Annotated in this window: 14 protein-coding genes; 9 read left to right on the forward strand and 5 right to left on the reverse strand. The window is 64.4% G+C overall.

Going from position 1 to position 17,672, the window contains the following annotated elements; all coding sequences use genetic code 11:
* Positions 1–26: 26 nt before the first annotated feature.
* The 9 genes from dctP (at position 27) to O4H62_RS24030 (ending at position 9,899) form a co-directional block, all read left to right on the forward strand.
* Positions 27–1,031, forward strand: a complete 1,005-nt coding sequence (dctP, locus tag O4H62_RS23990; protein WP_269391409.1) for a TRAP transporter substrate-binding protein DctP — start codon at positions 27–29, stop codon at positions 1,029–1,031.
* Between the two features lie 37 nt (positions 1,032–1,068).
* Entirely contained in the window at positions 1,069–1,632 is a 564-nt protein-coding gene (locus O4H62_RS23995; protein ID WP_269391410.1) for a TRAP transporter small permease, read from the forward strand.
* A complete protein-coding gene (locus tag O4H62_RS24000) occupies positions 1,629–2,924 on the forward strand; it encodes a TRAP transporter large permease (RefSeq protein ID WP_269391411.1) in 1,296 nt (431 codons plus the stop codon). Before O4H62_RS23995 ends, O4H62_RS24000 begins: the two co-directional genes overlap by 4 nt.
* Before the next feature lie 90 nt (positions 2,925–3,014).
* Positions 3,015–3,920 carry a LysR family transcriptional regulator gene (locus O4H62_RS24005; protein WP_269391459.1) on the forward strand — a complete coding sequence of 302 codons (906 nt, stop codon included), beginning with the start codon at positions 3,015–3,017 and terminating at the stop codon, positions 3,918–3,920.
* Between the two features lie 146 nt (positions 3,921–4,066).
* Positions 4,067–5,062 (forward strand): tripartite tricarboxylate transporter substrate binding protein, encoded by a 996-nt coding sequence (locus O4H62_RS24010; RefSeq protein ID WP_269391412.1) that lies wholly within the window; start codon positions 4,067–4,069, stop codon positions 5,060–5,062.
* 69 nt (positions 5,063–5,131) lie between these two features.
* Entirely contained in the window at positions 5,132–5,623 is a 492-nt protein-coding gene (locus O4H62_RS24015) for a tripartite tricarboxylate transporter TctB family protein (RefSeq protein WP_269391413.1), read from the forward strand.
* Position 5,624: 1 nt separating this feature from the next.
* Positions 5,625–7,130 carry a tripartite tricarboxylate transporter permease gene (locus O4H62_RS24020; RefSeq protein ID WP_269391414.1) on the forward strand — a complete coding sequence of 502 codons (1,506 nt, stop codon included), beginning with the start codon at positions 5,625–5,627 and terminating at the stop codon, positions 7,128–7,130.
* A gap of 15 nt (positions 7,131–7,145) precedes the next feature.
* Positions 7,146–8,003 carry a shikimate dehydrogenase family protein gene (locus tag O4H62_RS24025; protein WP_269391415.1) on the forward strand — a complete coding sequence of 286 codons (858 nt, stop codon included), beginning with the start codon at positions 7,146–7,148 and terminating at the stop codon, positions 8,001–8,003.
* 3 nt (positions 8,004–8,006) lie between these two features.
* Positions 8,007–9,899, forward strand: coding sequence for a bifunctional sugar phosphate isomerase/epimerase/4-hydroxyphenylpyruvate dioxygenase family protein (locus O4H62_RS24030; protein WP_269391416.1), 1,893 nt, complete (start codon positions 8,007–8,009; stop codon positions 9,897–9,899).
* 25 nt (positions 9,900–9,924) lie between these two features.
* On the opposite strand, the gene O4H62_RS24035 is transcribed toward O4H62_RS24030, so the two are convergent.
* The 5 genes from O4H62_RS24035 to O4H62_RS24055 form a co-directional block, all read right to left on the reverse strand.
* Complete coding sequence (locus O4H62_RS24035; protein WP_269391417.1) at positions 9,925–11,337, reverse strand: phosphomannomutase; 1,413 nt, start codon at positions 11,335–11,337, stop codon at positions 9,925–9,927.
* Positions 11,338–11,404: 67 nt separating this feature from the next.
* Positions 11,405–13,651 carry an AGE family epimerase/isomerase gene (locus O4H62_RS24040; RefSeq protein ID WP_269391418.1) on the reverse strand — a complete coding sequence of 749 codons (2,247 nt, stop codon included), beginning with the start codon at positions 13,649–13,651 and terminating at the stop codon, positions 11,405–11,407.
* A 141-nt stretch (positions 13,652–13,792) separates the two neighbouring features.
* The gene (locus O4H62_RS24045) at positions 13,793–14,785 is read right to left on the reverse strand and encodes an NAD(P)H-dependent glycerol-3-phosphate dehydrogenase (RefSeq protein WP_269391419.1); all 993 of its coding nucleotides are present in this window, start codon (positions 14,783–14,785) and stop codon (positions 13,793–13,795) included.
* Between the two features lie 104 nt (positions 14,786–14,889).
* The gene (locus tag O4H62_RS24050) at positions 14,890–16,230 is read right to left on the reverse strand and encodes an FAD-binding protein (RefSeq protein WP_269391420.1); all 1,341 of its coding nucleotides are present in this window, start codon (positions 16,228–16,230) and stop codon (positions 14,890–14,892) included.
* Between the two features lie 2 nt (positions 16,231–16,232).
* Positions 16,233–17,672: a UbiA family prenyltransferase gene (locus O4H62_RS24055; RefSeq protein WP_269391421.1), complete on the reverse strand. Its 1,440-nt coding sequence runs from the start codon at positions 17,670–17,672 to the stop codon at positions 16,233–16,235.

A 17,672-nucleotide genomic window follows, 5' to 3' on the forward strand; every position in this document is an offset into this window, starting at 1 on the left:
CGGATGGTCATTGGGAGGAGAAAACCATGAATAGCATTACCCGCCGCATGCTGCTCGCATGCGCAGTATCCGTCGCTGCCGCCGGCTTCGTGCCCGCGAGCCATGCCGCGGACAAAATCACCCTGAGAATGTCGACCCCGGCATCGGAAACCGACCAGCGTTCGGTTGCTCTGGCAGGCGTCTTTGCGCCAGCAGTGGCGGACTTCGCCACCTATGAGCCGCACTACAACGGCTCGCTGATCGCACAGGGCAGCGAGCTGGAAGCCATTGCCTCGGGCGACCTGGAAATGTCGATCGCATCGGCCCAGGAACTGGCCACCTTTTTCCCTGAATTCTCGATCTTCGCAACCGGCTATGTTCACCAGAACGCCGCCCACCAGGTCGCGGTCTTCAACGATCCGCTGATGGATCCGTTCAAGAAGAAGGTCGAGGACGAGCTCGGCGTGAAACTCCTGTCGGTGATGTATCTCGGCCGCCGCAACGTCAACCTGCGCCAGAGCAAGGACGAACTGACGGTGATGAAGCCGGAAGACCTGGCCGGCGTCAATCTGCGCATGCCGGGTTCGGATGCATGGCAGTTCCTCGGCAAGGCGCTCGGCGCCAACCCGACGCCGATGGCGTTTACCGAGATCTACACCGCGCTTTCGACCGGTTCGGTCGACGGGCAGGACAATCCGCTGCCGACCGTGGTCGACGCCAAGTTCTACGAAGTCACCAAGCAGGTGGTTCTGACCTCGCATCTGGTCGATCTCAACTATGTCGCCTTCTCCAAGGCGGTCTGGGACAAGCTGACGCCGGAGCAGCAGGCAGCGGTGCAGAAGGCCGCCGACGATGCCGCCGAAAGCGGCCGCCAGGCGCAGCTGAAGAAGGAAGAGGACCTGGTCGCTTTCCTTCGCGAGAAGGGCATGGACATCTACGAGCCCGACCTCAACGCCTTCCGCACGCATGTGCAGGCGCAGTATGTCGGCTCCGAGTTTGCCAAGAGCTGGCCCGAAGGCGTGCTGGACAAGATCAACGCGCTCGGCAACTGATCTTCCGATCCGAGCCTGAAGCCACGGAGACCCTGACATGAAGACACTCGTCAAGTGGTTCCTCCGTGGTACCGAATTCGTGGCGGCCATGATGATGGCCGCCATGTTCCTGACCTTCATCCTGCAGATCGCCGTGCGCTATTCGGCGAAACTCGACTGGCTGGCCAAGGCCTTTCCGATCCTGGAACCCAGCCGATACGGCTGGACCCTGGAATTCTGCCTGGCGCTGTGGGTCTGGATCGTGTTCTGGGGAGCGGCCTTCGTGGTGCGCGAACGCGATCACGTTACCTTCGACATCATCTACGGGCATGTCAGCCCGAAAACGCGCAGATGGTTCGCGATCATCGGCGGCGCGGCGGTCTGCGCCGGGCTGTTGTGGTCGGTGGAGCCGACCTGGTCGAAGTTCTTCATCCTGCGGCTGAAGAAGACAGCGACTCTCGACAATCTGCTGGGAGACTGGGTCCGGATGCGCGACATCTACTCGGTCTACATGCTGTTTCTGATCGTGGTGTCGCTGCGCTACGGCTGGCGCGCGATCAGCGCGTTCCGCCATGGCGCCGATATCGACCAGCCGGGCCATGACGGAGCCGCAAGACCATGACTGTTCCGTTCGCGCTTTGCCTGCTGACGCTGTTCTTTCTCGCCGGCATCGGGCTTCCGGTCGCCTATTCGATCCTGATCTCGGCATTCGTCTATCTCGGCGTCAACGGCCAGGGCGTGGGGATTGCCGGCAAGGTGCTGATGGACGGGCTCTACCAGAGCTTCATCCTGCTTGCCGTGCCGCTGTTCATCGTCGCCGCCAACATCATGAACGCCGGAACGATCTCGGAGCGGCTCCTGCAGTTCTGCGTGGCGGCGGTGGGACGCTTCCGGGGCGGGCTCGGCCACGTCAACATCGTCGCCTCGCTGATCTTCTCGGGCATGTCCGGCTCGGCGGTCGCCGATGCCGCAGGCATCGGCAAGATCATCATCGGCATGATGACGAAGAGCGGTCACTACACGCGCGGCTATGCCGCTGCGATCACCGCGGCTTCGGCGACCATCGGGCCGATCATCCCGCCCTCGATCCCGATGGTGCTCTACGCGCTCGTGTCCAACACCTCGATCGGCTACCTGTTTCTGGGCGGGATCGTCCCGGGCCTGCTGATGGGCGCGGTTCTGATGGTCATGAACACCATCATCTCCACCCGCAGGCAATTCGCCATCGAGGAACCGGTTCCGCTCAGGGACCTGCCGCGCCACACCGCCAACGCCTTTCCGGCGTTGCTGATGCCGGCGATCCTGCTCTACGGCATCTATGGCGGCGTCACCACGCCGACGGAAGCCGCCGCGGTGGCTGCCGCCTATGCGCTGCTGCTCGCGGGCCTGTTCTACAGGGCGCTGTCGCTGCGCGCGCTCTACGGGATCCTGGTCGAGAGCGCCCGCTCGTCGGCAGCCGTCGGGCTGGTGATCGGCGGCGCGCTGATCCTCAACTACGTGGTCGCGTCCGAGAACATCCCGAACCTCGTCGCCCAGTCGCTGGTGGGCCTCGACGTGTCGCCGCTGACCTTCCTGATCGGCGTCAACATCCTGTTCCTGCTGCTCGGCTGCGTGCTCGACGCCACGACGATCATCCTGGTCATCATCCCGCTGTTCCTGCCTGCCTGCAGCGAGCTCGGGATCGACCTCGTGCATTTCGGCGTGGTCGCCGTGGTCAATTGCATGATCGGGCTGATCACCCCGCCCTATGGCATCCTGCTGTTCGTCATCAACGCGGTGACGCGGATTCCGCTGCGCGAGATCATCGGCGAGATCTGGGCCTTCCTCGCGGTTCTGATCCTGGCGCTCGCCGCGCTGATCCTGTTTCCGGGCATCGTGCTGTGGCTGCCGCGAATGTTCGGGTATCCGGGATGAAAAATGCGATCCCGGGCTTCGAGGGGCGCGCTTGAATGATGATCCTGACGGTCATTGAGGAGAGCGTTTGACATGAGCGGTGGCCGCGACATCAACCTCACCCTGCGTCAGATCGAGATTGTCCAGGCAATCATGATCTCCGGCTCGATTGCAGGCGCCGCGCGGTTTCTCAACGTGGCGCAACCGGGTATCAGCCGGACGCTGAAGCATCTCGAAGGCAATCTCGGCATCACGCTGTTTACCCGGCACGGCGGGCGGCTGGTTCCCGCCGCCGAAGCGAAGGATATCTTCGAGCAGCTCCAGGAAGTTCACGAAAAGCTCAGGCACTTCAATTTCTCGCTCAACCAGTTGCGGCGCGGCAAGGGGGTGGAACTCTCCATCGGCTCGGTGCCAAGCATCGCGCAGGCGATGGTTCCGCAGGCGGCCGCGCGATTCCGGGAGAGGTTTCCGGAAGTGCGGATCAATATCGAACTGCTCAAGATCGAGGAAGCGATCGACTATCTCATGCTGCGCAAGGGCGAGGTCTGCTGCATGAGCTATCGCCTCGACAATGCCTCGATCGAGTTCGTGCCGCTGGTCAAAGGACATCTCGCCTGCCTCGTGCCACGCGGGCACCCGCTGGCGGGAGCGGGACCGGTCGGCGTACGCGACATCGTCAAATATCCGCTGATCGGAATCGATCCCAAGGATCCCTACGGGAAAATCATGGCGGACCTGTTTGCCGGCCATGACCTCGACTACGACACGCCGATCAGGGCCCGTTTCGGATCAACGGTGATTGCGCTGGTGCGCCAGAAGCTCGGTGTGGCCGTTCTCGACAGTTTCACGCTGCAGGATGTCAGACACGGCAGCTCCGATCTCGTGGTCATTCCGATCCTGGAGAAAACGAGCTTCCAGACCTATATCGCGCGCCGGCGCGATATCGAGCTTTCGGGCTTCGCGCAGCACTTCCTGGCGGACCTCAAGGCGATCATGATGCAGGCATCGGGAGCATAACATGATGTTATATTCAATGGATAAAACGGTAATTGCGGTAACTCCATATCGGCGTTAGACCGCTTGCTGAGGAAGAGACACGCGAAACGGCATCCGGACAGCCGGGTGGTTTCGGTCAGGTGGAAGAACATCAAGAGGAGGAAAAGATGTTTCGAAAAATTATTGCTACGACCGCGCTGATCACGATGATGACAGGGGTTTCGGTTGCCGCCGATTTCCCCGAGCGGGAATTGCTCGGCGTGGTCATGTGGGGCGCCGGTGGCGCGACCGATACCGTCGCCCGCGCTGCCAACCCCGCAGCCGAGGAAGCGCTTGGCAAGCCCATCGTCGTGCTCAACAAGTCGGGCGGCGCAGGCGCCATCTCGACGGCCTATGTCAACGCGGCGCCCTCGGACGGATACACGTTCCTGTACGGTGCGGAGAACCCGCAGCTTCACCCCATCATGGGCGTGAGCTCGCTGGATTACTCGTCGTTCTACCCGGTCAACATCCTGGGTCGCGGCGTGGCCGTGATCGTGGTGCCCGCGGAATCCAAGTATCAGACGATGGCCGACCTGATGGCCGATATCGCGGCCAACCCCGGTGCGGTGAAAATGGGATCGACCGGCCCTGGCGGCCTGCCGAGCACCATCGCGGCCCTGATCAAGAACTCGGCGGACTTCGAAGTGACCGCCATTCCGTTCGACGGTGAAGGGCCGGGCCTCACCGCCATGCTCGGCAACGAGGTCGATTTCATGCCGGCAGGCATCTCGGCGGCCGCCGAGCAGATCAAGGCCGGCAAGATGCGCGCACTCGCCGTCGTCAACCCGGAACCGGTCGACACCCTGCCTGACGTCCCGGCGATCACAGATGCCGTCGCCGGAATGTCGAAGTTCCTGCCCTGGGGTCCGTTCTACGGCGTCTTTGTCAAGAACGACACTCCCGACGACGTCAAGGCCAAGCTGGTCTCGGCGTTCGACACAGCCGCCAAGAGCGAGGCCTTCACCACGCTGATGGCCAACAAGGGCAACATCATCATGAACATCTCGGGTGATGAAGCGTCCGCCTTCCTCAAGAAGTGGCAGCAGGTGACCGCCTGGGCTCTCCAGGACACCGGCGCGGCGAAGGTGAGCCCGGAATCGCTCGGCATCGCTCGGCCCTAAACTGCCGCACATCCAGCCCCGGCAGGGACCGGGGCTGGCTTCTTTCATCTTCGAGATCGGGAGGAATGAATGTCTGGTCAGTCAATCCGCCGGCCGGGTGAGCTGGTGTTCGCCTGCCTGCTGGTGATCTTCAGCGCAGCCGCCCTGTGGCAGGCCTACGGCATCTCCGGTTTCAAGGGACTGTCCCAGCCGGGCGTCTTCCCGATGCTCGCGGCGGCGACGATGCTGGTGAGCTGCCTGTTCGTGCTTCGCGACACGCTGCGGGCGCGCGAAACCGAACAGCCCGGCACGGCCGGCGCCTCCTGGAGCAGCATCCTGCCGCTGCGCCTCCTCGTCATCCTGGCGATGGTCGCGATCTATCTCTATGCGATGCCGTGGCTGGGGTTTGTCCTGGCGTCCGGCCTGTTCCTGTTTTCCTGCATTGCCTATCTGTGGCGCAAGGGCATCGTGATCTCGCTCGCCCTCTCGATCGCAAGTCTTGCTGCGATCTACTTCCTGTTCCGCGTCGTGTTCGAGGTGGTCCTGCCGCAGGGGTCCGTGATCCCGGCAGGAGTGTTCTGACATGCTCGAGGCGCTGGGAAATTTCGGGATCTCGTGGCTCGACCCGTGGCTCCTGCTGCTGACGGCATCGGGCACGCTCGCCGGGATATATGTCGGCGCCATTCCGGGCCTGTCGGTCACGATGGCGACGTCGATCCTGATCTCCTTCACGTTCAAATGGCCGGTCAATGATGCGCTGGCGCTGATCGCCGGCGTCTTCATGGGCGGTGTCTATGGCGGTTCGCGCACCGCCATCCTGCTCAACATCCCGGGCGCGCCGAGCGCCATTGCGACCGCGATCGAAGGCTATCCTATGGCCAGGCGCGGGGAAGCGGGCGAAGCGATCGGGCTGACGACCGTCATGTCGGTCTTCGGCGGCTTTGTCGGTATCGCAGCGCTCGCCATGCTGGCTCCGGCGATCTCCAGTTTCGCGCTGATGTTCAATTCGCGCGACTACCTTCTGCTCGGGCTGATCGGCATCCTGCTCGTTGGTACGCTGTCCGGCGAAAGCTTCGCCAAGGGCGCTTTCGCCGGCGCGCTCGGCGTTCTCATCGGCATGGTCGGCCTCGACCCGATGACAGCGGAAGGCCGCTTCACCTTCGGCTCGATCTCGCTGATGGGCGGCATTCCCTACGTGGCGGCTATGATCGGGTTCTTCGGCGTGGCCGAGGCCCTGGTCCAGCTCCAGACCCTCGACGTCCCGGCGATCAAGCAGAAGATCGACCGGGTGATCCCCAAGTTCTCGGATGTGAAGCGCTATTTCTGGCTCGCCATGCGCGCCTCAGGGATCGGCACGATCATCGGGGCCCTGCCGGGAACGGGCGGCGACATCGCGGCGCTGCTGGCCTATGACGATGCCCGACGCAGCGTCAAGAATCCCGAGGTGCCGTTCGGCGAAGGGGCAAAGGAAGGTCTGGTCGCCCCGGAGGCCGCCAACAACGCGGCCGTGGGCGGAGCCTTCATCCCGATGCTGACGCTTGGTATTCCGGGCGATGCCGTCACTGCGGTGATCATCGGCGCGCTGTTCATCCACGGCCTCAAGCCCGGGCCGCTGATGCTGGTGGAAACCCCGCACCTGTTCTGGTTCACCGTCGGCAACCTGGCGCTCGCAAACGTGTTCCTGCTGATCTTCGGGCTGACGGGGATCCGCATCTTCACCAAGATCGTCGAATGCCCGAAGGCAATCCTGATCCCGCTGATCATCGTTCTGTCGGCGGTCGGGACCTACGCGATCGAGAACAATCCGGTGCACATCTACTGGATGCTGCTGTTCGGTGTCTTCGGCTACTTCCTGAAGACCTACGGGTTCCAGGTCGGCCCGGTGATCCTGGGCGTCATTCTCGGGCCGATGATGGATTCGAACTACCGAAGGGCGATGATCGGTGCCCGTGGCGATGTCGGCGAGTTCCTCTGGAACTTCGTCTCGCACCCGATTTCGCTGGTTCTGTCGGTCGGCTTCCTGTTGATGCTCGTGTCGCAGACACCGCTCTGGCCGTGGATCAGGAAAAAGGCGGGCTTGCAGCGATGAGCCATGGGCGCTGACATGACGAACAACCTGCCTGGCCAACCGGCGCCGATGCCTGCTGTCACCGGCACCACCTGGTGCCTGCCGCTGGTGGGCCACCCGGTGGCACAGGTGCGGACACCCGCAGGCATCAATGCCTGGTTTGCGGAATGCGGCATCGACACGGTGATCTTCCCCGTCGACATTCCGCCGGACAGGATTGCCGGGTTCTTCGACATGCTTCGCGGCTGGAGCAATTGCTGCGGCTGCTCGGTCACCGTGCCGCACAAGCAGGCCGCCTTCGCCGCCATGGATGCGCTGACCGAGCGCGCCCGGTTCTGCGGCGCGGTCAACATCATTCGACGCGACGCCGACGGACGGCTCACCGGCGACGCGACCGACGGGCTGGCATTCGTCCGCGCGGTCGAGCGGAATGGACGATCGATTGCCGGCAGCAAGGTGCTCCTTGCCGGGGCCGGCGGCGGAGCGGGCTCGGCGATCGCCCATGCCGTTTGCAGCGAAGGCCCTGCCGAGATTGCCCTCCTGGAACCGCACAAGGCCAGGCGCAACGCCATAACCGCCAGGATCACGGCCAAATGGCCCGAAATACGCTGCACGGCCTCACCGGAGGGCGCGGACTACGATCTGGCGATCAATGCCTCGGCGCAGGGCATGCTTCCGACCGATGAAATGCCATTCGATCCGCGGCTTGTCCGCCAGGACGGTCTTGTCGCGGACGTGATCACGAAACCGGTCACCACCGCCCTGCTTGCGTCTGCAGAAGCGCTGGGCCTGAAGACCCAGAACGGCTTCGAAATGGCGGATGCGCAGCTCGAGTTCCAGATGCGGCATCTGCGGCTCTGGACTGAACGCAACGCGACCGAAAGGGACGATTGAGCCATGAAAACCGCAATTGCCACCGTTTCGATCGCCGGGGATCTCAGCGAGAAGCTTGCGGCGATCGCGGCGGCAGGGTTCGACGGGGTCGAGATCTTCGAGAACGACTTCCTCGCCTATGACGGCAGTCCGCGCGATGTCGGGCAGATGGTGCGGGATTTCGGGCTGGAGATCTCGCTGTTCCAGCCGTTCCGCGATTTCGAAGGCATGCCCGAGCCGCAGCGGGCAAAGGCGTTCGATCGTGCGGAACGCAAGTTCGATCTGATGGGAGAGCTCGGCGCCGACCTGGTGCTGGTCTGCTCAAATGTCTCGCCCGCTTCGCTCGGCGGCATCGACCGGGCCGCGCAGGATTTCCGCGAGCTCGGCGAACGCGCCGCCAGGCACAATATACGAGTGGGCTACGAGGCGCTCGCCTGGGGGCGCCACGTCAACGATCACCGCGATGCGTGGGAGATCGTGCGCCGGGCGGATCATCCGAATGTGGGACTCATCGTCGATTCCTTCCACACGCTGGCGCGCAAGATCGATCCCGACACGATCCGCTCGATCCCCGGCGACAAAATCTTCTTCGTCCAGCTTGCCGATGCGCCGAAGATCGACATGGACCTGCTCTACTGGAGCCGGCATTTCCGCAACATGCCGGGCGAGGGCGATCTCGATGTCTACGGCTTCATGCGGGCGGTGGCCGCGACCGGCTACAACGGCACCCTGTCGCTCGAAATCTTCAACGACCAGTTCCGCGGCGGGTCGCCGAAATTCATCTCCGTCGACGGGCACCGGTCGCTGGTCTACCTGATGGACCGGGTGCGGCGGAGCGAGCCGGACATCAGGATCGAGTGCCCGGAGATGCCCGACCGGATCGCGGTCGACGGCGTCGAATTCGTCGAGTTCGCGGCCGACGAGGAGGAAGCCACGGAACTCGGCGGCCTGCTCCGCACGCTCGGCTTCACCCGCGCGCTCCGGCACGTCTCCAAGGATGTCGAGCTGTGGCGGCAAGGGGACATCAACATCGTTATCAACACCGAGCGGGAAGGCTTCGCGCACGCCTCGCACGTGGTCCACGGCATGAATGTCTGCGACATCGGCCTGAAGGTGGAGGACGCGGTCGCCACAGTGGAGCGGGCAAGGGCGCTCAACGCCGAGCCGTTCGAGCAGCCTGTCGGACCGGGAGAGCTGACGATCCCGGCCATCCGCGGCCTGGGCGGCGGGCTCATCCATTTCATCGACGAGCGCAGCGACCTGGCCCGGGTCTGGGACATCGAGTTCCGCCCGGTTTCAGATCAGCAGGCGGCCCGGAGCGTCGGGCTGACGCGGATCGACCATGTCGCCCAGACCATGAATTACGAGGAAATGCTGACCTCACTTCTGTTCTACACCTCGATCTTCCAGACCTCGAAAACACCGATGATCGACGTGGTGGACCCGGCCGGGCTGGTGCGCAGCCAGGCGATCGAGAACGAGGCGGGTACGCTCCGGATCACGCTCAACGGTGCGGAAAACCGCCGCACGCTGGCGGGACATTTCATCGCCGAGCGGTTCGGCTCGGCGGTGCAGCACCTGGCGTTTGCGACCGCCGACATCTTCGCCACCGCCGCTGCGCTTGCCGGCAACGGATTCGAGCCGCTGGCGATCTCGGCCAATTACTATGACGACCTGGCGGCCCGTTTCGATCTCGAGCAGGACTTCGTGGACCGGCTGCAGGCCTCGCACATCCTCTATGACCGCGACGAACAGGGCGAATATTTTCAGCTCTACAGTCCCGGCTTCGGAGAGGGTTTCTTCTTCGAGATCGTTGAGCGGCGTGGCGGATATGGCGGATATGGCGCGCCCAATGCGCAGTTCCGGATCGCCGCGCAGAAGCGGCGGATGCGGCCCAAGGGCATGCCCAGGAGCTAGGGACGGACCGCGGGTCTCAATATGGTCAGGCGGAGCTCTGCCTGATCCGCTCGATGGTTCTGGCAATCACCTCGTGCGCCAATGCTTCGGTTTTCGCCTCGCTGTAGACCCGCATTTCCGGGGCATTGCCGGAGGGCCTCAGATGCACGATGTCACCGTTTCCGAACGTGACCCGGAGACCGTCGGTCAGATCGACATTCGATATCGCCCCGAAAGGCCCGAAGAAATCGGTCCGCGCCGCCTCGTCCCCTGAAAGGCGGGCGACGAGGGCCTGGCTTTCAGCCGTGGGGAAGTTCTCGATGCGGTCGCTGGCAGCGACCGGGAGACCGAGAGCGGCGACATGGACCGACAGCGTCTGACCGGCGGCGCGGGCGGCGGCAAAGGCACAGAGGATCGGCAGGGCGCTGTCGCGGGTCGGCAAGGGCGCGAGGTCGGCCGTCCCGGCGCTGATCCGGTTGCCGGTCAGAACGCCGCCATTGGCCTCAAAGCCGATGACGCATTGGCAGCCTCTCGCCAGAGCTTCGCTCATCCCGGCAATGACGAAAGGTGAGCCGACCCTGGTGCGGGATACTTCCGCCTCGCAGCGGCTTTCGATGCCCGAGTTCGACGTCACCGGCGTCACCACCGCATCGGCGCCGAGATAGCGCGCGACAATCAGACCAAGCGCATCGCCCCGGAGCACCTGCCCCGTCTCGTCGACGACCAGCGGCCTGTCGCCGTCGCCGTCGGCGGAGACCAGCCCGTCAAGCGCTTCGGACCTTACCCAGCCGGCAGCCAACGTCCGTGTCGCCTCGGAGACCGCCTCGGTGTCGACCGGGATGAAGACGCTCGATTTGCCGAGCCGGATGATTTCGGCACCCGCCTCCTGCAGAATGGTGGCCAGAGCATCGCTCGCCGCGGAACTGTGCTCGTAGAGACCGATGCGTAGGCCGGAAAGACCTCCGTCCGGAACAAAGCCGCGATAGCGTTCGATGAAGCCCGCATTGGCTTCGGAAGAGCGGTCGCGCATGAGCTTTGCCTGCGGCAGGGCGCCCGCGCAGTCCGGCGCCAGGTGGGCGATTGCCGCCTCATCGGTCTTGTCGATTTCGCCATCGGGCCGGTAGAACTTGACGCCGTTGCGGTCGTCGGGAATGTGCGAACCGGTGATCATCAGCGCCGCGGCCCGCTCACCCATGGCGTGAAGCGCCAGCGCCGGGGTCGGCAGCACGCCGCAATCCACCGGCTCGAGGCCCTCGGCGAAGAGTGCGGCGGCGCATTGGGCCGCGATCTGGGGGCTTGAGGCGCGCATGTCGCGGCCGATGAAGACCGGCGCTCCTTCGGCCGCCATGCCGGTCTGCTTGAGATGGCGGGCAAAGGCGCGGGCATGGGCGGCGGCCGTGCCGTCCGTCAGCTCGCCAACGAGGCCGCGAAGCCCGCTTGTGCCGAATTTCGCAGCCATATGCGTTTTCCTCCCGTTCGTCCCTTCACCCAGCGCAAGCCGCCAGCCGGAGCCGCTGCCACGCCCCTCAGGGCAGCATTTCCTCGTGCCTCAGATACTCCACCAACGCGCAGAACACGTGGTAGAAGGTGCTTGTCGGCATGTCCTTGGAGATCACCCGGCCCTTGGGATCGATCTGGTCGTACCAGCCGCCCGGCGCCGGCGCCGTCAGGTAGCGGTTGAAGATCACGTCGAGCATGCGGATGAACAGGGTCTCGTCGCCGGGCAGGCCTTCGGCGCGGGCCAGCAGCCCGGCCTTGAGCGCCTCGGTCTGGCACCAGAGCCGCGCCGTTCCGAGCATCTCCGAGCCGTCGGGAGCCATTGAATCGCAAACTGCGTCGGTGCCGCGCGCATGGCCGAAGGCGTGGCTGGTGGCATAGAGCTTGCGGCAGTATTCCTTGAGCTCCGGCTGACCCGCGAAGCGCGCCTGGCGCAACAGCAGCCAGACCCACTCGTAGTGATGGCCGGGCTCGACGCGGGCCGGCTTGTCCTGGCGCACCGACCAGTCGCGCTCGAAATGCTCGGTCACGCTCCAGCTCTCGGGATCGAAGAACACCGACTTGAACAGTTCCACCGCCGTCTGGGCGCGGTCGAGAAACGCCCGTTCGCCGGTAACCTCGTACCAGGCCTGCATCGCCTCGAGATAATGCATGTGCGGATTGGCGCGGCGGTAATCGAGCCTGAGGCTCGATTCGTAAAACCCGCCATTGGCGCGGTCGACCAGATGGTCGTCCATATAGGCGATGGTGCGCTCGGCCCAGACCCGGGCTTCCGGCCATTTCGTTGCCTTCCACAGCCAGGCCAGCGCCAGCAGAACGAAGCACTGGTCGTAGGTGTCGCGCTGCGGATCTTTCACCGTTCCGTCGACGTTCCAGAGGTGGATCCAGCCTCCATCGGCATGCCAGCCGGTGGTGGTGAGCGTGTTGAAGCAATGCTCGAGCACCGCGCGCGCATTGCCGTCCCATCCGAGGAGTTCGGCATTTGCAAAGCAGTAGATCTGCCGGGCCAGAACCCTCAGCCGCTTGTAGCCGAGATCGGCGGGGCTGCCGTCATGATTGAGCGCTTCGTGCACACCGCCATGCACCCGGTCGACGCCGACACCGGCCCAGAGCGGCAGCGCGGTGTCGAACAGCCACTTGCGGATCACCCTTGGCGAGGGCACCGGCCGGCCGGAATGGGCCACCGCCAGAGGGGGCCATTCGCCGGTGTTCTTGACGCCGCCGGCGATGTCCTTGACCAGGTGCGACTTGTCGCGATGGACGATCAGCAGCGCGTCGGGCTGGGAGACCACGATGATGTTGTCGAGCCCCGCGACGGCCAGCAGCCGGTCTTCCGAGCGCAGGTAACTGTTGTGCACGTCGATGGTCATCACGTCGCCGAAGCGGGCATTGCCATGTTCGTCGAGCGGCGAGCCGTCGTGAAGCTGGTTCCATGAACCCAGGTCGTTCCAGTCGAAACTCGCTGCAACCACGCCGATGCGCGGTGCGTTCTCCATCACCGCGTAGTCGATCGAGATCTTCGGGCTGGCGGCAAAGGCTTCCGGATCGAGCCGGTAGCACTTGCCCTCGACATCGGCGCGCTCGACGGCGAGCTTCGCCTGGGCCCAGACCTCGGGCTGCTGCCGGGCCAGTTCGGCGCCCATTTCGCCGGCGCGGAACATGAAGATGCCGGCGTTCCAGAAGAACCGGCCCGAGCTCAGAAAGCTCTCGGCGGTCTCGAGATCGGGCTTCTCACGGAACCGCGACACGTCGTAGACGGGGCCGTCGCCGTCTCCGCGCTCGATATAGCCGTACTGGGTCTCGGGCCGCGTCGGCGCGATGCCGATGGTCATGATGCCGCCACGCTCGGCAAGCGCCTGCGCGCCGGTACGGATCACGTCGAAAAAGGCAGCCACATCGGAAATCTGGTGGTCGGACGGCAGCACCAGCACCATCCGGTCCGGATCGGTCTCGGCCAGGTCGGCGATCGCGGCGGCGATCGCGGCGGCGGTGTCGCGGATAAGCGGCTCGAGCACGTAGCGCTCGACCTCGACGCTGCCGGTTTCACCCTGCTCGGTCAGCAACGCTTCGAAATCGATGCCGCCGACGATCCGGGTCGGCAGGTAGCGCAGGCCTTCACCCCTGTGATCGACGCGCTCGAGCGTGTTGGTCAGCAGGGTCTTGTCGTTGACCAGCTTGTGAAACTGCTTGGGCTTGGAATCCCGTGACATCGGCCAGAGCCGGGACCCCGCGCCGCCGCACAGGATAACTGGCGTGATGGTATGGCTTGCGACCATGAAATGCTCCGATTTCCGCGCGACCGAGCGGCCGTCTTACTGGATTAGCCGATTAGAAGGGCAAAAAATGAAGAATCCGCTCACGCAAAGGGACGCATATTCCGAAAGTTGAATGCCTTGCAACAGTGACCGCGTCCTCGCTCAGCCGGATGTGCCCGGGCTTTCCGCCTTGATCGGCCGCGACATCAGCGCCGCCCTTGCCTCTTCCGCCGACATCTGGCCCGCAAGCACCAGTCCCGCCGTCTGCATGACCGGGCAGGAAATCTTGTGCCTGGCGGCAATCTCGTTGGCGATCGAGACCGTATGGACGCCTTCGGCCAGCTTCAGGCCGGACACGTCCTGACCGCGCCCCACAGCGATGCCATAGGAGAAGTTGCGCGACATTTCGGACGAACAGGTCAGCACCAGGTCGCCCAGGCCCGACAGTCCCATCAGGGTTTCGGCCCGCGCGCCCATCGCCACGCCGAGCCGCACCAGCTCGGCATAGCCCCTGGTGATCAGCGCGGCTTCGGCGCTTGCTCCCATGCCGCCGCCGCGGCAGATGCCGACGGCGATCGCCATGACGTTCTTGAGCGAGCCGCCGATCTGCACCCCGAGGGTGTCGTCCGACGCGTAAAGCCGGATCGCGTCTCCCGAGAGATCCTGCGCCAGCGACCTGGCCATCTCCTGCTCCGGCATGGCAAGGGTGAGTGCGGTAGGCAGGCCGCGAACCACGTCGGCGGCAAAACTGGGGCCGGAAAGAACGCCCACCACGTGATCCGGCAACTGCCCGGCGATGACTTCGCCCTGGGTCTGTCCGCTGCGGTTGTCGATGCCCTTGGCACAGGCGATCAGCACGGCGCCGGCCGGCAGATGCGGCGCGGCCTGCGCCGCCACTTCACCGGTCGACTGGGCCGGCGCCACGAACAGCACGATGTCGGTATTGTCGAGCGCGTCCGCCATGTCGGTCGTTGCGCTCAGCGTATCGGGCAGGCCGGCGTCGCCGAGATAGGTACGGTTGGTGTGCTGACGGGAAATCTCGTCGCAGGTGCCGGCGTTGCGGCCCCAGATGCGCACATCGTGACCCTGCTTGACGAAAGCCGCGGCCAGCGCGGTTCCCCAGGCGCCGGAGCCGAGAATACATAAGCGGGACATGGTTCGAGGTCCTTCGCGGTTTCAGGCGGGCCGGAGCCGGAACAGGCTCGTCGGGCCACTCACATACTGAGCAGGCGCTATCGTGGCAAGGTGCAAGAGACCGCTCAGGCGCTCACGGCCTGCTTGAGCGACGGCTGCGCCCTGGCCAGGACCATGGCCGTGCGACGCCAGAAATCCGACATCACTGCGGGATCGCGCATGGCCTCCATCTCGCGCCACTGCGGGAACGATGCCTCGAACATCGCAGGCGACATGCGCTGGTCCTTGTAGGGATTGAGCGCGCCGCCGGCCGCAATCACGATCTCGTCCAGCGCATCGAGCATGCGCAGTGTGCGGTCGCCCGAATTGGCGAAATCCAGCGTCAGGGTGAAACCGGGCCGCGGAAACGACATCAGGCCCGGGGACGGCACATCGCCGAAGCGCTTGAGCACGGTCAGGAACGAGGCCGCGCCGTATTTCTGGGCACACTCGATCAGGGCGATGGTGGTCTCGCGGGCATTCCGGGACGGATAGACGCTTTGATGCTGGAACAGTCCGCGCGGGCCGTAGAGCCGGTTCCAGCCGGTGATGGCGTCAAGCGGATGGAAATAGGATGCCCAGGACACGATGCCGGTTTGCGGCAGCTTCGGCGCCCGTCCGTAATACAGCGCATTGAAGGCCTTGAGCGTCAGGCGGTTAAGCAGGTTGACCGGCGGCGAAAACGGAACCGCGAGCTTTGGCGCCGAAGGCGGCCTGGCCGGACCACCATCATCGGCGTGATCGCCGGCCATCAGGACGCCCCGTCCGAGATCTCGGCCGCGGGCAAGCTGATCGATCCAGGCGACGGAGTATTCATGGCCCGCGTCGATCGCGTCGATGGCATCGAAATAGCCGTCAATGGAGGCAAAGCGGAACGCGGTCTGGCGGACATTGGCGGAGGGCACCTTCATCAGCCGGATCGACGCCTGCTCGATGATGCCGGTCAGACCCATTCCGCCGATGGTGGCCTGAAAGAGGTCAGTATTGGAGTCCTGCGAACAGAGCCTGTTTTCGCCGTCACTGCCGAGCAGGCTGAAACTCACGACCGAGCCGCCGAAGGTGCCGCGCCGGTGATGGTTCTTGCCATGAACGTCATTGGCGATGGCGCCGCCGAGCGTCACCTGCGCCGTGCCCGGAGTGACTTCGAGGAAGAAGCCGTGCGGCATGACAAGCGCCAGGATCTCCGAGAGCAGGACGCCGGCATCGGCGGTCAGGATGCCGGTATCTGGATCGAAGGCGCTGATGGCGGCTCCGGGCCGCATGGCAAACAGGTGGCCCTGATCATTGTGGCAGGTGTCGCCATAGGAGCGGCCATTGCCGAAAGGCAGGAAACCGCCCGGCGCTCCGGGCCTGAAATCGCCAGGCTGTGCCGCCGCACGTGCTCGCCGGTTAACCCTGCCCCAGCTGTCGAAATCCGGACTTGCCATGGTCACAGCTGGACGGCCGCAAGCAGCACCAGGCCGGCCCCGGCGATGGTGGTGAGCTGGCTGCGCCAGTCGCGCATGATGAAGACCACCGGATCCTCGTGCATCTGCGAGCGGCGCGCCAGCACCCAGATTCTGAGCAGCATGTAGAGGATCAGCGGACACAGCGGCCACAGAAGCGCGGGCTGCGGATACATGGAGACGACCTCGTTGCTGTGAACATACATCGCAAGCACCATGGCGGAGGAAAATGCAGAGGCTATTCCGGCCTGGCCGATCATGTCCTTGTCGCTGCCGACATAACCGCGGCCCTTGAGCTGCGTATCCGATTCCTCGGCGAGCTCGTCGAGTTCGACGTAGCGCTTGACCAGAGCAAGGCTCAAGAAGAAGAAGATCGAGAAGGCCAGCAGCCAGAACGACAGGTCGACACCGGTTGCCGCCGCACCCGCGACGATGCGCACGGTATAAAGGCCGGCAAGCGTGAAGACATCGACCAGCAGCTTGCGCTTGAGCACGAAGGTGTAGGCCGTCGTGATTGCCGCATAGAGTCCGAGAACAGCCCAGAACAGCGGCGGCAGCAAGCTTGCCAGGCCGACCGACGCCAGCAGGAGTGCTGCGGCCGTGGCGCTGACGACCGGGATGGACACCGCGCCCGATGCAAGCGGGCGCAAGCGCTTGCGTGGGTGCTGGCGGTCATTGGCAAGGTCGGAAATGTCGTTGACGATGTAGACGGCCGAGGCCAGGAAGCTGAAGGAGAAAAACGCCACGATCGCCGCCAGCAGCAGGGTGAAATTGGCGAATTCGTGGTTGAGAATAAGCGGCACCACGATCAGGATGTTCTTGAGCCACTGGTGCACGCGGATGGATTTGAGGATCGCCAGCGGCGAGATCCGCTCGACCGGCAGCACTTCCGCTTCATGGCTGTTTCCCCAGCGGCTGGCGGCACGGTCGGGTGCGACGATGATGGCGCGCCGCGCCGCATCGAACACGGCGAGATCATCGCGGCTGTTGCCGGCGTAATCGAAACCGCCGTCGCCGCACAGCGACACCAGACGTTCGCGCTTGCGGCGGGAGGTGAGGTTCTCGGTATCGGACGAATGCAGGACGCGATCGAACAGGCCGAGATGGTCGGCGATGGTCCTGGCCGTCGATTCGGCCGCACCCGTGACAAGCCAGACCGGCTGGCCGGACTCGCGGGCGAGCCTGATCCGTTCGATGACCTCGTCCCGGTAGGGCCATTCGTCGCCGTTTCGCACGTAACGCGCGGCAATCTCCCGCTTCAGCACGGCTTTTCCGGAAATCGCCCAGCCAATGACGGCAAAGAACAGCCAGGGCCGCCGGATCAGCACCGCGACCAGTCCTTCCCAAAGCGTATCGGTGGCGATCAATGTGCCATCGAGATCAATGCAAAGTGGTACGTGCCGGTTGTCGCTCACAGCATCCAT

Source organism: Parahoeflea alexandrii (assembly GCF_027214025.1).
Lineage (GTDB): Bacteria > Pseudomonadota > Alphaproteobacteria > Rhizobiales > Rhizobiaceae > Hoeflea > Hoeflea alexandrii_A.